The sequence below is a fragment of the Pseudomyxococcus flavus genome (assembly GCF_050038885.1).
Taxonomy (GTDB): domain Bacteria; phylum Myxococcota; class Myxococcia; order Myxococcales; family Myxococcaceae; genus Myxococcus; species Myxococcus flavus.
Map to the genome: position 1 here is coordinate 6826398 of NZ_CP143624.1, position 16452 is coordinate 6842849.

Here is a 16452-nt window from a genome sequence, read left to right on the forward strand (position 1 = left end):
GCCGCCGCAAGGAGCGTCCATGCCTGCCTACGTCGTGGTCGAGGTCTCGGTGCACGATGCCCAGACCTACGAGCGGTACAAGCAGCTCGCTCCTCCGTCGCTCGAGCCCTACGGTGGCCGCTACCTCGTCCGGGGCGGCCCGACCCAGGCACTGGAAGGCACCTGGCAGCCGCCGCGCTTCGTCATCCTGGAGTTCCCCAGCATGGAGCAGGCCCGGGCCTGGTGGGCCTCTCCGGAGTACGCCGCCGCCAAGGCGCTGCGCCACGAGAGCGCGCACTCCATCATGCTCCTCGTGGAAGGTGTGCCCGCGACGACGCCCGTCACCGAGACGGCGGAGCCCTCTGTCTGAAGCCTCTCGCTTCAAAAGCCGGAGCCCGGCGCCAGCCCGCGGGGTGTCGCGGGCCGGGCCGGGCTCAGGTGTCTTCCGTGAAGCCGGGCGCTACTTCACGCCGACGGCGGTCCAGCTCTCCTTGACCTTCGCCACCTCCGGCGAGTCCGCGCCGAAGAGGTCGGTGGCCGCGTTGATGGTCGCGGTACGGGCCTGCGCGAAGGTGGTGCTCGGCGTCATGTAGTGGGCCAGGGCGCGGTAGTAGATCTTCAGGCTCTTCTCCATGCCGATGCCGTCCTTCACCTCGATGCCCGACGTGCGGTTGGTGCCGCCGCTGGTCAGCAGGTAGAAGGCGTTGTTGGCGATGCCGCTGGAGCCGTGCACCTCGGTCTGCTTCGGGTAGTTGCTGTAGTGGTCGATCGAGTAGTTGTCCTTCGTCGGATCGTCCATGTAGCGCAGGCCGTCGGTGGGATCGCCGTCGTTCGGCGTCCAGGCCGTCTCGCCCACCGTCCAGTTGAACTTCACGTCGGGGTTCTTCTGGGACACGTACCACTCGAGGCCAGCGCCCATGATGTCGCTCATCGCCTCGTTCAGGCCACCGGACTCGCCGCGGTAGATGAGGCCGGCGGTGCGCTCGGTGAGGCCGTGGGCAATCTCGTGGCCCGCGATGTCCAGCGCGGTGAGCGGTCCGGAGTTGCGGCCATCGCCGTCGCCGTAGCTCATCTTCTCGCCGTCCCAGTACGCGTTCACGTAGTTGTTGCTGACGTGGACGTAGGACACCAGCTTCTCGCCCGCGCCGTCGATGGAGTCACGGCCGAGCATGTCCTTCATGAAGTCGTACATCATCTGCCCGCCGTAGTGCGCGTCGACGGCGGCCTTGTTGCGCTCGGGGTCCGTGGGCTCGCCCCAGACGTCGTTGTCGTCCTTGATCTGCGTCTGGCCGCTGGCGCGCTCGCGGTTCAGCGCGTCGTAGGTCGCCACGCCCTTGCCGCGCGTGTTGTCCTCCAGCGTGTAGGTGCCGTCCGCCTGCTTCTTCGTGTCCAGCGCGACCTTGCCGCTGTACATCGACGTGTCGTCCGCGACCTTGCCGGCCGGAGGCGGCTCGCCGGGCTCCTGCGCGCCCTTCGGGGTGATGCTCAGGCCCCAGCTGTTCAGCGTGCCCGTGTCGCGGCGCGCGTTGTCCTTCACCGTCAGCGTCCACTCGCCCTTCGCGGACTCACCGGCGAAGGCGCTCAGGTCGAAGCCCTCCTTGATGTTGTCCGCGCTGCCACCCTTGCGGTTGTGCACCACCTCCGACTTGCCGGAGGGGCTGGTGAGCGTCACCGACAGGTCGCCCTTGAACGTGTGGTCGATGTCCAGGTCCAGCTTCAGCTGATCCACGGTGACGTCGTCGGCCACGGTGATCTTCGACGTGACGGTGGCCAGGTCGGCGATCGCCGCCTTCGGCGTGGCCGTGGCCTTGATCTCCGCGGGCGTCGCGGCGGCGCCGTGCGCGTGGTCGGCGTGGTCCGCGCCGTGGGCGTGCGCGTGGTCGGCGTGGTCCGCGCCGTGGGCGTGGCTGTGGCCGTGCGCGGCGCCGTGCTGACGGGCGTAGCCGTCAATGGCGTTGAACTGCTCGAAGACCTTCCCGGTGTTGGCGTCCACCAGGTAGTTCATCTTCCGGGGATTGTCGGTGCCATCCACGTTGGTGACTTCCACGCGGTAGGCGGAGTGGTACTCGCCGGAGATGTCCTTGTAGATGACGCGCTCGGAGTGCGGCTGGCGGTCCGGCTTGCCGTCGAACTCCTTCAGCGCGATCTCCAGCGCCTGGCTGTGCGACACCGCCGGCTTCTCCTTGCCGAGCCCGGCGGGGATGTCGGACTGGTCACCGGTGACGCTCTTGACCTTGCCCTGCTGATCCAGGTGCGTGACGACCTGCTCGCCGAAGACCTTCACGCCCTCGTGCTGGCGGTCCAGGCGCACGTGCGTCATGCCCAGCGAGTCACGCTCCACGCTCTTCGGCGTGTACGCGGGGAACTGCACGCCGCCGATGACGCCCGGGTTGCGGATGGAGGCCTGGGTGGTGGGGGCCAGGTGCGCCAGCGACGTCTGGATGGCCGTCTGGGCCTCGCGGCTCTCCAGAGAAAGGCGACCCACCGGCGGCGGCAGCGGCTTCAGCGTCTGCTCGGCGCGGGCCAGGTCCGTCGTCTTCGCCGCCGGGCCGAACCCATCCTTGATGACGTTGGGCGCGATGGTCGCGGCCTTGGCCGCCGTCTTCGGCTGCGCCTCGGAAGCAGGGGTGGTGCGAATCGTTGGCTTCGGACCTTCGGTGCGGCGGATCGTCATGGGGGTCTCGAACTCAGTGCAAGGGGGTTGAAAGGTTATCGCCGCGCTGTGCCAGGGAGTTTCCTGTGACAATTTCGACACAGGGCGCCCACCGGGTAAAGCAGGTAAAGCCTGGTCGCAGTTCCGTTGAAATCAGGTTACGGGCAGGTGAAACACGCCCGCGTTTCACGGCCAGTCACCTCGGCACTGTCGCACGGAGTGTGGTCGCGGCGAAATCCGGCGGAAATCAGCCGAAAAAAGAAACCTCAAGAAACCGCACGTAGAGGTTGCAGGCCGCGTGAAACAGGGCGGCGCCGATGACGGTGCCGGTGCGCTCACGCATCCAGCCGAAGATCAGCGCCGGGAAGAACACCGACAGTCGCCAGGCCTGGAAGATGGCCAGGTGGCCCAGGGCGAACAGCACCGCGGTGAGCCAGAACGCGGGCCCCAGCCGGCCCCCGAGGAACTTCCGTCCCTGAGGCCAGGCGTCCCGCAGGCGCGTCTGGAGGTAGCCCCGGTAGAAGAACTCCTCCGGCAGGGCGACGACGAAGAGCTGGTCGATCATCCACTCGCCGAAGCGCGGAGGCAGCCGGGGCTGGAAGCGGGCCTCGCCCATCAGCGGCGTGAGGTGCTTCGCGAGCGCCGGGGGCAGGTGGGGCAGCACCTCCACGAACCCGGCGAAGCCCAGGAAGAACAGGGGGCCCACCACCGCGGACAGAATGAGGAACAGCTTCACGTCCTCGCGCCAGGCGCGGAGCGACAGGCCGTAGTCCCGGTAGTCCTCGTCCCGCCAGCGCATGGGGATGAGCGGCAGATAGAGGAAGCCCACGGTGGCGACCAGCTTGGGGAAGCTGGAGCCGCCAAAGAGGAGGAAGGCGGCGACGATGGCCAGGAAGCCCACGGCCCACAGGCCCATCGCTTCCTGCACGGCGCTCGGGCGCCAGGGAGTCGTGGTGGCCTGGGTCATGGTGTATCCATGGCGGCGAGCTGGACCTTCACCGCGCCCAGCGGCAGCACGCGGCAGCCGCGGCGATGCTGCTTCACGACCACGGCCACCAGGCGCCCCTCCGCGTCGAAGACGGGGCTGCCGGCGGGGAGGGCCAGCGGGACGTCATAGAAGGGAGGCGGGGCGGCGCGGGCCTGCGCTGGCACGGGCGTCGCGGGCTGGCGCCGGGTCGCGGGGAGGACGCCCACCAGCCACTGTCCCTCGAGGCTGGCGCCTTCCTTCAGGACCTTCACGGGCGCGGCGGGGTAGGTGCCGTCCGGCGCGGCGAGCACCGCCACCTGGAGGTCCTCGCTGGCCATCACCACCCGGGCTGGCAGGGACTTCCCGTCGTGCTCCACCGTGGTGGCGTTCAGGCCCGTGAAGCGCGTGCCCACCGGGGCCACCGAGGTGAGCACCTGGCCCTCGGCGCCCACGAAGACACCCGGGCCCGCCCGGCGGGGGCCCTTGACGTGCACCACCGAGCGCCCATGTCGCTCCAGCACCCGCTGGAGGTCGGCGCGAGAAGGGCGGTCTCCATCCGCGGCGGTGGCGGAGGAGGAGACGAGACAGAGGACGAGCGGCAACAGGCGGGCCATCGGCGGAGGCCGCAGCCTATCACCGGCGCTCGCGCAGTGCGGTGACGAAGCGGTCGGCCGGGAGCGTGTTGAGCACGTCCCGCTTGCGGGCCCAGCCCCGGCGCGCGGTGGCTACCGCGAAGGCCAGGTTTCGCAGGTCCTCCTTCTGGTGGGCGTCGCAGCTCACCACCAGTCGAACGCCTCGCTTCACCGCTTGCCGGACGTACTCGGCCTTGATGTCCAGCCGCGCGGGCTTGCCGTTCACCTCCACCGCCACGCCGCGCTCGGCCGCCCGCTCCAGGATTTCGTCCATGCGGACGGGGTAGGGCTCCCGGCTGTTGATGAGCCGGCCCGTGGGGTGTCCCAGAATCTGGAGGCAGGGGTTGTCCAGGGCGGCCAGCAGCCGGCGCGTCATCTGGTCCTCGTCCATGCCGTGCCGGACGTGGATGGAGCCGATGACGACCTCGAGCTGCTCCAGCACGCTGTCCGCGTAGTCGAGCGCGCCGGACTCCAGGATGTCGACCTCGATGCCCTTGAGCAGGCGCACCCCGGGGACGGCCTCGTTGATGCGGTCGATCTCCTCCCACTGGCGCTTGAGGTCGTCCACCTTCAAGCCGCCGGCGTAGATGGCCGCCTCGCTGTGCTCGGTGACGGTGAGGTACTTGAGGCCCAGTGCCCGGGCCGCGTGCGCCATCTCCTCGAGGCTGTTTCGCCCGTCGGACCAGGTGCTGTGCGCGTGGACCGCGCCCAGGACGTCCTCCAGCGTGACGAGGTCCGTCGGGAGATGGCCCTCTCGCGCGGCCTCGAACTCGCCGGTGTCCTCGCGCAGCTCGGGCGGCACGTACTGCATGTCCAGCAGGGCGTAGAGGTCGGCCTCCTCCTTCACCGGCACCTTGCTGCCGTCCTCCCGGTGGATGCCCCACTCGGAGATCTTGAGCCCGCGCTCGTGGCCGAGGTTGCGGAGGCGGATGTGGTGCGCCTTGGAGCCCGTGAAGTGATGCAGCGCGGTGGCGAAGTCCTCGTCGGGCAGCACGCGCAGGTCCACCTGGAGGTCGCCGTTTTCCAGGCGCACCGAGCACTTGCTGTCACCCTTGCCGAGCACCCGCGCCACGCCCGGAGCGTTCGCCAGGGCGTCGAGCACCGGGCCCGCGTCCGCCGCGGAAGCGATGATGTCCACGTCCGCCACCGTCTCCGCCTGCCGGCGCACACTGCCGCCCAGGCTGGCGCGCACCACGCCCGGCGCGGCCTTCACGCGCTCCAGCAGGGCCGTGGCGACGGGGAGCACATCGCCCAGCAGCTTGCGCTCGCCGCGCGCGCGCCGGTACAGGGCGATGCCTTCCAGCATCTTCGCCTCGCTCTTCGCGCCGAAGCCGCGGAGCTTCTGCACGCGGCCTTCGCGGCAGGCCCGCTCCAGCTCGTCGAGGCCGCTGATCTGCAGCTCGCGCCAGAGTGTGGCCACCTTCTTGGGGCCGATGTCGGGTAACTGCGTGAGCTCCAGCAGGCCGGGCGGGAACTGGGCCTTGAGTTCCTCCAGGTAGCCGAGCCGGCCGGTGGTCACCAGCTCGGTGATCTTCTCCGCGAGCGCGGGCCCGATTCCCGGCAGGCTCTCCAGGCGGCCTTCCGCGACCACGCTCCCCAGCTCCTGGGGGAGGCCGGCGATGCGGTCCGCGGCCATGTCGTAAGCGCGGACGCGGAACCCGCTCTCTCCCTGGAGCTGGAGCAGGAGGGAGATGTCGCGGAGGACCTGGGCGACGGTAGCCTTGTCGACGGCAGTGGGGATGGTCACGTCGGGGTTCACTGGCTGAAGGTAATGCCCGGGCATCGGGAGTGCAGCCCGTCCGGCGTTGTGGGAAAAGGGGGCCGCGATGACGAAGATCAAGCTGGGACCGGCGGACTTCGCCGAGAGGGAAATGCGGGGCTACGAGGTCGGAAAGCGCAACGTGTGTATCGCGAAGATCCACGGGCGCTACAAGGGCCTGGATGATTGGTGCAACCACGCCGGGTGCCTGCTGTCCGGCGGCCGCATCGAGAACAATATGGTCGTCTGCCCGTGTCATGAGGTCGGCTTCGACATGGATACCGGGCGCAACGAGACCTCACCCGGGGTCTGTGACGACCAGCCGACAGTGTCGGTGTCGGTCGAGGACGGTGCGCTCGTCGTCGAGCTGCCCGACCATTCCTGAGGGAACTCTCGCACTCCGGAGCACCTGTCATGGCACACGACCCCTTGCATCCGCGCCGCGGTGATGCGCACGCAGATGAGCCTCACGAGCCGGGGGATGACCCCTGTCATCCGCGCCGCGACACCGCGCACAGCCATGGGGATGACCCCGGTCACGTGCATGAGCACGGCCACCCTCACCACGGCCATGCCCATCATCATGGGGACGACCCTGCCCACGGCCACGAGCATGTCGACCACGGGCACCACCACCATGCCCACGAGCATGTCGACCACGGGCACCACCACCACGGGCACGAGCACGGCCACCATCACCATGGCCACGCGCATTCTGACCATGGGCACGAGCACGGCCACCATCACCATGGCCACGCGCATTCCGACCATGGCCACGAGCACGCTCACTCCCACGGCCACGCCCCTCACGCCGCGCACCGTCACGAGCATGGGCACGCGCACCGCCATGAACACGGCCACGGCCATGTGCATGCTCACGGCCATGACCACGCGCATGATCACGGCCACGAGCATCACCACCATGCGCCCCATACACACGACGCGGGGCCGGTAGCGGAGCACAAGGCTCGCGCTCCGGCGCATGTCAGCGCCTTCGTCGTGACGTGTTCGGACAGTCGGGACGCGAAGCGCGACGAGAGCGGCCAGGTCTTGCGTGACGGACTGGAAGCCGCCGGCCATGTCGTCACCGGGTCCGTGGTGGTGAAGGACGACCCGGACGCGATTCGGGGTGCGCTGGAATCGGCCCGCGAGACGGGGGCCCGCGCCGTGCTGTTCACAGGCGGCACGGGCATTGGCCGGCGCGACTGCACCGTGGAGACGCTGCGCCCGCTGTTCGAGAAGGAGCTCCCCGGCTTCGGGGAGCTCTTCCGGATGCTGTCCTACCGCCAGGTGGGAAGCGCGGCGATGATGTCCCGTGCAACCGCGGGTACGTATCAGGGGATGATTGTCTTCGCACTGCCGGGCTCGCCCAAGGCGGTGCGGCTCGCGCTCGAGGCGCTCATCCTTCCGGAGCTGGGGCACGCCGTGCGCGAGCTGTCTCGCTGACGCCGCATCGCGTGGCTCTCACGCCATGAGAATGCCGTCCAGGGCGATTGGCTCGGCCTGAGCAATATCCCCTGCCTTTGCCGGGCGTGTAGATTCCCGGCGAACGCGGGGGACGCAGGTCCTGCAGCCCCGGCCGCAACGTCCCTCATGGCAGTGGAGAAACGCATGAACATGAAGCGCCTGGCCTCCGTCCTCCTGGTGCTCTGGAGCGCCTCGGCGTTCGCGAAGGCCCCCCCCGCGAGGACACCGCTCGTGAAGGCGCCGGACCGTGTGGTGTGGATCACCCTCGGCTCGGATGCCCTCGAGCACGTCAACGCTGCCTTGAAGGGCGCGGGGCACGAGGCCGCGGTCCTGTCCGGTCAGAAGGACGAGGTCACCGCGCTGCGCGTGCGCGAATCCCAGCTCAACCTCATCTCGCGAATGATGCATGAGAAGCTGAACCGCTGCGGCGGCTTCATCTACCATGACACCGAGGCGGCGGCGCTCGCGGCGCTGGACGTCTCCGCCGCTCGGAAGGCGGTTCCCGCCACCGCCGTCACGTACAGCATCGACAATGCGGAGACGGTGAACGCCCTGGTGAAGGAGCTCCAGGAGTTCCGCATCCGCGACACCATCGACCACCTGTCCAGCTATGCGACCCGTTACTACTCGTCAGAGACGGGCGTTTCCGCCGCCCACTCGCTGAAGCAGCGCTGGGAGGCGCTGGTTCCCGCGGAGCGCACCGACATCACCGTCGAGCACTTCGCCCATTCGTGGGCGCAGCCATCCGTCATCCTGACCATCCCTGGTTCCTCGCTGAAGGAGGAGGTCGTCGTGCTGGGCGGCCACCTGGACTCGACCAGCTCGGGCCGCACCGCCCCGGGTGCGGATGACGACGCGTCGGGCATCGCCACCCTCACCGAGGTGATTCGCGTGGCCCTGCTTCGGGGCTACCGCCCGGCGCGAACCGTGAAGTTCATGGCCTACGCGGCCGAGGAAGTGGGCCTGCGCGGCTCGACCGCCATCGCCAACGACTACCGCTCGAAGGGTGTAGACGTGGTGGGCGTCCTGCAGCTCGACATGACGAACTACAAGGGATCGGCGAGCCATGACGTGGCCCTGGTGTCCGACCGCACCAGCGCGGCGCAGAACACGTTCATCACCAGCCTCATCGGCACGTACTTCAACGACGAGATCAAGTGGACGACCACGTGGTGCGGATACGCCTGTTCCGACCATGCATCGTGGACGTCCGCCGGATTCGTGGCCTCGATGCCCTTCGAGGCGCCGCTGAGCGAGTCCAATCCCCACATCCACACGGCCAACGACACGCTCCAGAACAGCGGCGGCGATGCCCGCCACTCGGTCAAGTTCGCGAAGATTGCCACCGCGTACCTGGTCGAGCTGGCCAAGGGCTTCCTGGACGACGGGAAGGCGCCGCAGGTGGCCATCACCTCGCCCGCGGCGGGGAGCATGGTGTCGGGGGTGACGACCGTCACCGCCTCGGCTTCGGATGCGTCGGGCGTGAATCGCGTGGAGTTCCTCGTGGACGGCGTGGTGAAGGCGACGGTCGCCACGGCGCCCTACACGTTCGCGTGGAACACGGCCGCGGAGCCCAATGGCAGTCATAGGCTGGAAGCCCGGGCGCACGACGGTGGGGGCCAGTCGGCGCTCAGCCCCGGCGTTTCGGTGACGGTGCGCAATGTCCCCAGCGTGGCGGGCTTCGACCCGGTGCTGAGGGCGCCGCGGTGCTTCTCGGAGTCCCATGCGTGTGAGTCCGGCACGCTGCTCAACGGACGGGGCGGCATGGGGCCCGAGGCGAACGCGCCGAACACCATCAACAACTCCTGTGCGGACGGCGTGGCGGGCACCTACCTCCGGGAACAGTCGAACGAGCACATCCAGGTGTACACGCTGGATGGGGCGCACTTCACGGCGGGCAAGCAGGTACAGGTCGATGCGACGGTCTGGGTCTTCAACCCCCGCAGCGACCGGCTCGACCTGTTCTATGCGGCCAACGCCAATGCCCCCGAGTGGCAGCTCATCGGCACATTGTCGGCGCCGTCCAGGGGCCGGCACGTACTGTCCGCCACGTATGAGCTGCCGGCGGGGACGGGTGCCCAGGCGGTGCGCGCCGTCTTCCGGCTCAGTGGCAGCGCCAATCCGTGCAACCCGGCGAGCTACACCGACCACGACGACCTCATCTTCACCGTGGGACGTGACCCCACCACGTATTGACCTCGAGGAAGCCTCCGTCGCTCGCAAGGGGACGGGGGCTTCGTCACCGCGACCCGGTGCTCCGCAATCCGCCGTGATGGCGACCAGGACTCCGAGCTCGCTCCGTAGTCGGGAAGACGGGAGGGCGGCCCGCCGTTCCAGGAACATTTGGGAGCCCCTGACGTGACACCGAGGTCCAACAGGCGCACCCCGGCTGCGGCCGGACTTTCGCCCCAGGCCGTCGAGCATCTGCGCCCGCGACTGGAGGCGGTGCTGACGTCCACCGACGCGCGGACCCGCATCGGCTTCGACCCGGTGGAGTTCCCGCACCGCTATGGGGACCCTCGGGACATCGAGGTCAGCGCGCTCCTGGCCGCCGGGTTGGCCTACGGCCGCGCGGACCTGTTCCGCCCCAAAGTCGATGCACTGCTTCGACAGATGGGGGATTCACCCGCCGCCTTCGTCCGTGCGCTCGACGTACGCGGCACGCGGAAGCTGCTCACCGGCTTCGTGTATCGCTTCAACGTGGGAACGGACGTCGCCGTGCTCCTGATGGGAATGGGGCGCGTGCTGCGGGAGCAGGGCAGCCTGGAGGCCCTGTTCGTCCAGGGGCTCCAGTCGCGCGGCACCCTGCACGGCGCGCTGGACCATTTCACGACGGCCTTGCGCGCGGTGCCCATGGAGGCCCTGCGCGCGGCGCTCGGGCCCGAACGGGGCCTGCATCACCTGCTGCCCTCACCCCTGGGCGGGGGCGCGGCCAAGCGCCTCAACCTCTTCCTCCGGTGGATGGTTCGGGGGCCGGACACCGTGGACTTCGGCATCTGGACGCGGGTGCCGGCCGCCGCGCTCCTGGTTCCATTGGACACCCACATTGGTCGCATCTCCCGGCACCTGGGGCTGACACGTCGCAGCGACCTGACGTGGCGCACGGCAGAGGAGGTGACGGCCGCCCTGCGGGCGTTGGACGCGGACGACCCTGTCCGTTACGACTTCGCGTTGTGTCATTACGGCATGAGTGGGGCGTGCCCCGCGCAGCCCGTGCCGGAGAACTGTGCTCGCTGTCCACTGTTGCAGGCGTGTGAGGTAGGGCCAGGCGTGGTGGCCATGGCGACCCGGCGGGTCGGTGGAACCACCGGCCGAAAGGGTAATGGACTGTCCGAGACGCGACGCCGTTGACCGGGGCTCGCGCGGGCGCTGCAATGGGCACGTGGCTCCGGCTCATGCGCGCGGAACCCGGGGCCTCATGGGGCCGGAGGATTGACGCCGTGTTTGCAACGCTGGTGGCACTGCCTCCCGAGGTGTCGGAGGAGGTCGAGCAAGGGATTCTCCACTCCGCGGCGGGCCGGAACTGCCAGCTCCTTCATGTGCCCCCAGCGGGCACCTTGCCCGATGCCATCTCCGAAGGGCTCATCGTCCTGTGGGACGAGGGCGGTCCGCTCGCGGAGACGCTCGAGCGCTGTCATCAGCTCCATGCGCGCCGGACGGTGGCCCGCACGCACTTCGTCGTGCTCACCGGGCGCGCCCCGGCGGAGGCCGAGCGCCTGGCCGAAGCGGGCGCGGACGAGTGCCTGTCCGCGCCGGGAATGCACTGGGGCGCCCGGCTCGTGGGGCTCCGCAGGCGCCTGGAGGCGAGGCCCGACGGAAGTGAGGGGCCCTCGCCAGTCCACCCGGACGCGACGGACCGCGCGCGGGTGGAGTCGCAGTGGGTGCTCGCGGACCGGATGGCTTCGATTGGCACGCTGGCCGCGGGCGTCGCGCACGAAATCAACAACCCCTTGTCCTACGTCAGCTCCAACCTGTCGTACATGCGCGAGCTGCTCTCCCAGCCGGCGTTGCCACCCGAGCAGATGATGGAGCTGCGAGAGGTGGTGGCCGAGGCGCAGGAGGGCGCTGGCCGCGTCAGCGCGATTGTCCGGGACCTGCGCACCTTCTCCCGCGCGGATGAAGAGCTCCACGGGCCCGTGGACATGGGCCACGTGGTGGACGGTGCGCTCCGGCTGCTCCGCAACCAGATTGCGCTGCGCGCCCGGCTGACGTGCACGTTGGAGCCGGTGCTGCCCGTCCATGGCAACGAGGCGCGCCTGAGCCAGATTGTCGTGAACCTGCTCCTGAACGCGCTCCAGGCCCTGCCGGACCGGGCGCCGGAAGAGAACCGGGTGCGGGTATCGCTGCGCGCCAGCAGCACCCGCCACGTGGAGCTGGAGGTCTCCGACAACGGGCATGGCATGGCGCCGGACGTCCAGCGCCGCATCTTCGACCCGTTCTTCTCGACGCGCCCGGTGGGCGAGGGGACCGGGCTGGGGCTGTCCATCTGCCTCACGCTGGTGCAGGCGATGGGCGGCCGCATCGAGGTCTCCAGCGCGCCGGGCTGGGGGAGCACCTTCCGCATCGTGCTGCCCGCGCAGGCCGCGGGCTGGACGGCGGGCGCGAGCGCGGCCCACGCGCCGGAGCCCGCGCTGCCCCGGCAGCGCCGCCGCCTGCTGCTCATCGACGACGAGCCTTCGGTGGGCAACTCGGTCAGCCGGCTGGTGCGTGACGTGTATGAGATTCACGTCGTCCAGGATGCGCGCGAGGCCCTCCGGCTCCTCTCCATGGGCGAGCGCTTCGACGCCATCCTCTGCGATGTGATGATGCCCGGCATGAGCGGGATGGATTTCGTGGTGGAGCTGGAGCGCCTGGCCCCGGAGCTGGCGCTGCGCACCGGGTTGATGACGGGCGGCGCCTTCACCGCGCAGGCGCGTGAGTTCGTGGGCCGTCGCACGCGCGGGCTGCTGGAGAAGCCCTTCGAGCGCGAGCGCCTGTGCACCTTCGTGGAGCACCTCATCCAATGAGTCGTGCGGTCCGGCGCACGCTGGCCGCGCTGGTCGTGGCGCTCCTGGCCGTCGCCCTGCTGCTGGTTCCGGACTACCTGCGGGGCCTGTCCCTGGTCGTTCGGGCGGCGGGGATGCAAGGCACGGTGGAGGCGGCGCTCGCGAACTGGCGCGTCGGCGCCTACGACGTGAAGGACTTGCAGGTGCCCACGCGGCACGGCCCGGTGCGTGCCCGGCTGTACCGGCCCGTGACGCCTCGGGGCCGCACGGTGGTGCTCACCTCGGGTGTCCATGCGGACGGCATCGACGAGCCGCGGCTGGTGAAGCTGGCGGAGGACCTCGCGATGGGCGGCCAGCCGGTGCTCACGCCCGAGCCGACGGACCTGCTGCGCTACGAAATCACCCCGCGCCTGCCGGACATCATCGAGGACGCCGCTGTCTGGGCCGCTTCGCAGCAGGACCTGGCGCCCGATGGGAAGGTGGCGCTGTACGGCATCAGCTTCTCTGGCGGGCTGTCGGTGGTGGCGGCGGGGCGGCCCGCGCTGAAGGACCGGGTGGCGGCCACGCTCTCTTTCGGTGGGCATGGCGACCTGCCTCGCGTGCTGGCGTTCCTCTGCACCGGGGAGTTGCCGGAGGGCGGCCACCTGGCCCCGCATGACTATGGCGTGGTCATCATCCTGCTCAACGTGGCGGAGAAGCTGGTGCCGCCCGAGCAGGTCGAGCCCCTGCGCGCCGGCATCCGGACCTTCCTGCGCGCTTCGCACCAGGCCATGGTGGACGGGCGCCTCGCGGAGCAGACCTTCGCCAGGGCGCGCGACATGCAGGCCGCGATGCCAGAGCCGGCGGCCACGTTGATGGGGTTCGTGAACACGCGCAACGTGGCGGAGCTGGGCCCGCGGCTGCTGCCATTCGTGAAGTCGTTCTCCGCGGACCCGGCCCTGTCGCCGGAGCGCTCGCCGCCTCCCGCCGCGCCGGTGTTCCTGCTCCATGGCGAAGGAGACACGGTGATTCCCGCCATGGAGTCCCAGCGGCTGGCCCAGGCGCTGCGGCCCCACACCCAGGTCCACGCCCTGGCCACGCCGCTCATCACCCATGCGGAGATGGACGGCCCTCAGGGGCTGATGGACGTGTGGCGGCTGGTGCGCTTCTGGGCGGACCTGCTCGACGCTTGAGGGGCGCCGTGCTCAGCGCTGTGCCGCGATGCTCGCCGCCGTGCGCACGCCGCCCACGGCGGTGGCCAGGGTGCTCTGGCCCGGGAACACCGAGTCGCCCACCAGCCACAGGCCCTTCCGGACCTGCCGCGGTCCCAGCTGCCGGTAGTTCGCCAGGCCCGCGCGGCGGGGAACGCCGCCCACCGCGCCGCCGTCGCGCTGCGTGAAGCGTTGAAACGTGCGAGGAGAGGCCGGAAGCGCGTGCACGAGGCCCGCGAGCCACTCGGGCGCGAGCCGCCGCAGCCCCGCGTCCATCCGGGCCTGGACGCGCTCGATGTAGCTGCGCTGCTCGGCCGCTGGCAGCTGCGACAGCGCCTTCAGCGGCACATGGGTGGACACCGTCACCGTGCGGTGCCCCGGCGGCGCGCGGTCCGCGTCCGCCTCGCCGCTGATGGACATGAACAGGTGGTTGCCTTCGATGAAGGGCGCGGCCACGTCCTCCACCAGCTCCAGGTGATGCGCGCTTCTGTCCGCCGCTTCCGGTGGGCGCACCACCAGGTACCGCATGGCGGCGCCCCAGCCCGCTTCGACGGTGCGGGACAGCGGCTCCATCCCGGGCAAGGCTTCCAGTGGGACGCCTGTCAGCCTGCTCAGTCCGCGCGGCAGCACGTTCGCGACGACGTGGCGTGCCTTCAGCTCATCCCGGCGCGCATCCACCCGCCAGCCACCTGCAACCGGTGTCACGCCCTTCACCCGGTTGGCCAGCAGCACGGCGCCGCCCTGCGCCTCCACCGCGCCTGCCAGCGCCCTGGCGAGCTGCCCGATGCCGCCCCGCACGTGGCCGGTGCCGCGCCAGTAGTAGTCCATGGCGGCGAGGGCGAACGGGGCCTCCGCCTCGGCGGCACTGCACTGGACGGTAATCTGGCAGAGCGCGTCCAGGTAGGTGCGCAGCGGCGCGAAACCCGAGAGTCCGAGCTGCTCCAGCACCGCGCCCAGCGGCCGTCCCAGCCACCGCAGCAGCGGCGGATACAGGTGCGCCCGCCCCGCGTGTCTCAGCAGCGCCTTCATGTCCAGCGGCGGCAGCAGCGTCGGGTCGTCGAAGAGAGGCCACAGCGCGCCTGCCACCTGGGCCTGGAGCGCGAAGAGCCGCCGCACGGCGGGCGCCGGCGCGTCGGGCAGGGCACACAGGGACTCGACGAACCGGGCACGGTCGCGGTGCACGGGAAGCCGAAAGGCCGGCGTGCGCAGCTCCACCACCGGGTCCAGCCAGTCCACCGTCACCGGCAGGGCGAGCTCCCGAATCCACCGGCCGAAGAGCTGGTGCGGCTCGAAGCCGGAGAAGAGCGTGGCGCCCGCTTCGAATGCGTAGCCGTCCCGCTGGAAGGTGCTGGCGCAGCCGCCCGGGTAGTTCAGCGCCTCGCACAGGGCCACGCGCGCGCCCCGGCGCGACAGCTCCAGCGCGGTGGCCAGCCCGCCGAACCCCGCGCCCACCACCACCGCGTCGTACCAGGTGCCTGGCATCGTCCCCATCCGGAGCCCGAGGCTGCCTCTCCCACGCGTCCTAATGGATGCGGGGGGCGACTCGCGAGCCATTCGTCACCGCCTTCCAGATGCTTGCCTGGCGGTGGACATCTCGCGAAGCGCAGGCGCCGGCACATGTCGGCGCGTTTCGACGCTCCGGCGCGAGGGCGCCATGGGCGTAGACTGGGGGCACTCCACTCATGGAAGGGGCTCCTGCGCGTGCGCCAATCCTTCGTCTTTCTCGGCTGTGCCTTCATTCTCGGTTGCGCGTCCACGCCCCGGCCCGCGCCTGCTGCCCCGGAAGCCGGCGTGACGTCCGTGGTGGAGTCCGAGACGCCGCCGTACCTGTCTCCCTCCGAAATCGTGAAGCAGTTGGAGGCTTCGCCGGTGCGGTACCGCGTCGAAGGAAAGGACTCTCCGCCGGGCGGATGGGTGGACCAGCTCTGGCCCCAGCGCATGCCGTCGGTGGAGGTGCCCTGGGTGGTGGAGGAGAATGGCCGCCGCCTCATCCGCGAGTGGCCCGTCGAGGCTGAGGTGAAGGCCCTGCTCGACGAAGCCGAGCCCCACTTCCAGGCCCGGCGCTACGACGAGGCGGCGACGCTGTACGCCCGCGCCACCGAGAGGTACCCAAACAACTACGTGGCCTGGGTCTTCCGGGGGGACGCCGCATACTTCGCGGGCGACGCGGCCACGGCGCTCGAGCACTACCGCCGGGCCACCACGCTCAACCCCCATGACCACCGCGCGTGGTTCTTCCAGGGCAACGCGCTGGCGAAGCTCGGCCGCTTCGAGGAGGCCCTGGAGGCCTGGGCGTGGTGCCTGGTGCTGAACCCGCGCTACCCCGTCATCCGCCAGTTCTTCCGGACCAACGCGCATCTGGGGCTCGTCATCCGGGGGGATGTCATCGTCCCCCGGGGCTATGCGGAGCGCGACGCCGAGGGCGTCTCCATCCAGTTCGACCCCAACCACGACCCGGGGTGGTTCGCCTTTGCCAACTGCAAGGCCCTGTGGCTGGGCGAGCCGTCCCACCGGGAGAAGATGACCGGCTCCACCGAGGAGCAGTTCACCTCCGTGGAGGAGATGGAGTGCCTGGCGTCGGCGCTGGCCGTCCACGAGAGCCAGAAGGCCGAGGGCAAGATGGATGCGCTGGACCCCACGCTGGACCGCCTGTTCGACATCGCCCAGGAGGGCCTGCTGCTGGAGGTGGTGCTGTTCGAGGTGGGCGCGCGCGTCCACCCCCACGTCGTGCTCACCCTGGACGACGCGCTCCGCCAGCGGCTCAAGCGATACGTGCTCACGCACGTCCTGGTGCCGGCGGGGCGTCGCGAAGGCTGAGCG

At 70.1% G+C, this 16452-nt stretch carries 14 protein-coding genes; 9 read left to right on the forward strand and 5 right to left on the reverse strand.

Annotated elements, in window-relative coordinates; all coding sequences use genetic code 11:
* The first annotated feature begins 19 nt into the window (after positions 1–19).
* Positions 20–349 carry a DUF1330 domain-containing protein gene (locus VZL07_RS28710; protein ID WP_426751052.1) on the forward strand — a complete coding sequence of 110 codons (330 nt, stop codon included), beginning with the start codon at positions 20–22 and terminating at the stop codon, positions 347–349.
* Between the two features lie 90 nt (positions 350–439).
* Here VZL07_RS28710 and VZL07_RS28715 read toward each other — a convergent pair whose 3' ends face one another.
* From VZL07_RS28715 to polX, 4 genes are all read right to left on the reverse strand, one after another.
* Positions 440–2653 (reverse strand): M4 family metallopeptidase, encoded by a 2214-nt coding sequence (locus VZL07_RS28715; RefSeq protein ID WP_426751053.1) that lies wholly within the window; start codon positions 2651–2653, stop codon positions 440–442.
* Between the two features lie 226 nt (positions 2654–2879).
* Positions 2880–3599 carry a myxosortase MrtX gene (mrtX, locus tag VZL07_RS28720; protein ID WP_426751054.1) on the reverse strand — a complete coding sequence of 240 codons (720 nt, stop codon included), beginning with the start codon at positions 3597–3599 and terminating at the stop codon, positions 2880–2882.
* The gene (locus tag VZL07_RS28725) at positions 3596–4213 is read right to left on the reverse strand and encodes a serine protease (protein ID WP_426751055.1); all 618 of its coding nucleotides are present in this window, start codon (positions 4211–4213) and stop codon (positions 3596–3598) included. The genes mrtX and VZL07_RS28725 overlap by 4 nt, the downstream gene beginning before the upstream one ends.
* A gap of 19 nt (positions 4214–4232) precedes the next feature.
* Positions 4233–5978: a DNA polymerase/3'-5' exonuclease PolX gene (polX, locus tag VZL07_RS28730; RefSeq protein WP_426751056.1), complete on the reverse strand. Its 1746-nt coding sequence runs from the start codon at positions 5976–5978 to the stop codon at positions 4233–4235.
* A 79-nt stretch (positions 5979–6057) separates the two neighbouring features.
* Here polX and VZL07_RS28735 point away from each other — a divergent pair, with 79 nt between their 5' ends.
* The 7 genes from VZL07_RS28735 (at position 6058) to VZL07_RS28765 (ending at position 13614) form a co-directional block, all read left to right on the forward strand.
* A complete protein-coding gene (locus VZL07_RS28735; RefSeq protein WP_426751057.1) occupies positions 6058–6375 on the forward strand; it encodes a Rieske (2Fe-2S) protein in 318 nt (105 codons plus the stop codon).
* Between the two features lie 159 nt (positions 6376–6534).
* On the forward strand, positions 6535–6945 hold the full coding sequence (locus VZL07_RS28740; RefSeq protein WP_426751058.1) for a hypothetical protein: 411 nt from the start codon (positions 6535–6537) through the stop codon (positions 6943–6945).
* A 44-nt stretch (positions 6946–6989) separates the two neighbouring features.
* Positions 6990–7436 carry a MogA/MoaB family molybdenum cofactor biosynthesis protein gene (locus VZL07_RS28745; RefSeq protein WP_426751059.1) on the forward strand — a complete coding sequence of 149 codons (447 nt, stop codon included), beginning with the start codon at positions 6990–6992 and terminating at the stop codon, positions 7434–7436.
* A gap of 165 nt (positions 7437–7601) precedes the next feature.
* Positions 7602–9653: a M20/M25/M40 family metallo-hydrolase gene (locus tag VZL07_RS28750; protein WP_426751060.1), complete on the forward strand. Its 2052-nt coding sequence runs from the start codon at positions 7602–7604 to the stop codon at positions 9651–9653.
* Positions 9654–9902: 249 nt separating this feature from the next.
* Positions 9903–10808, forward strand: a complete 906-nt coding sequence (locus tag VZL07_RS28755; protein ID WP_426757396.1) for a TIGR02757 family protein — start codon at positions 9903–9905, stop codon at positions 10806–10808.
* Positions 10809–10897: 89 nt separating this feature from the next.
* Entirely contained in the window at positions 10898–12463 is a 1566-nt protein-coding gene (locus VZL07_RS28760) for an ATP-binding protein (protein WP_426751061.1), read from the forward strand.
* On the forward strand, positions 12460–13614 hold the full coding sequence (locus tag VZL07_RS28765) for a hypothetical protein (protein ID WP_426751062.1): 1155 nt from the start codon (positions 12460–12462) through the stop codon (positions 13612–13614). Before VZL07_RS28760 ends, VZL07_RS28765 begins: the two co-directional genes overlap by 4 nt.
* Positions 13615–13626: 12 nt before the next feature.
* Here the strand turns inward: VZL07_RS28765 and VZL07_RS28770 are convergent, their stop codons facing one another.
* A complete protein-coding gene (locus VZL07_RS28770) occupies positions 13627–15114 on the reverse strand; it encodes a phytoene desaturase family protein (protein ID WP_426751063.1) in 1488 nt (495 codons plus the stop codon).
* A gap of 309 nt (positions 15115–15423) precedes the next feature.
* On the opposite strand from VZL07_RS28770, the gene VZL07_RS28775 reads away from it, so the two are divergent.
* Complete coding sequence (locus VZL07_RS28775) at positions 15424–16449, forward strand: tetratricopeptide repeat protein (RefSeq protein WP_426751064.1); 1026 nt, start codon at positions 15424–15426, stop codon at positions 16447–16449.
* Positions 16450–16452: the final 3 nt, after the last annotated feature.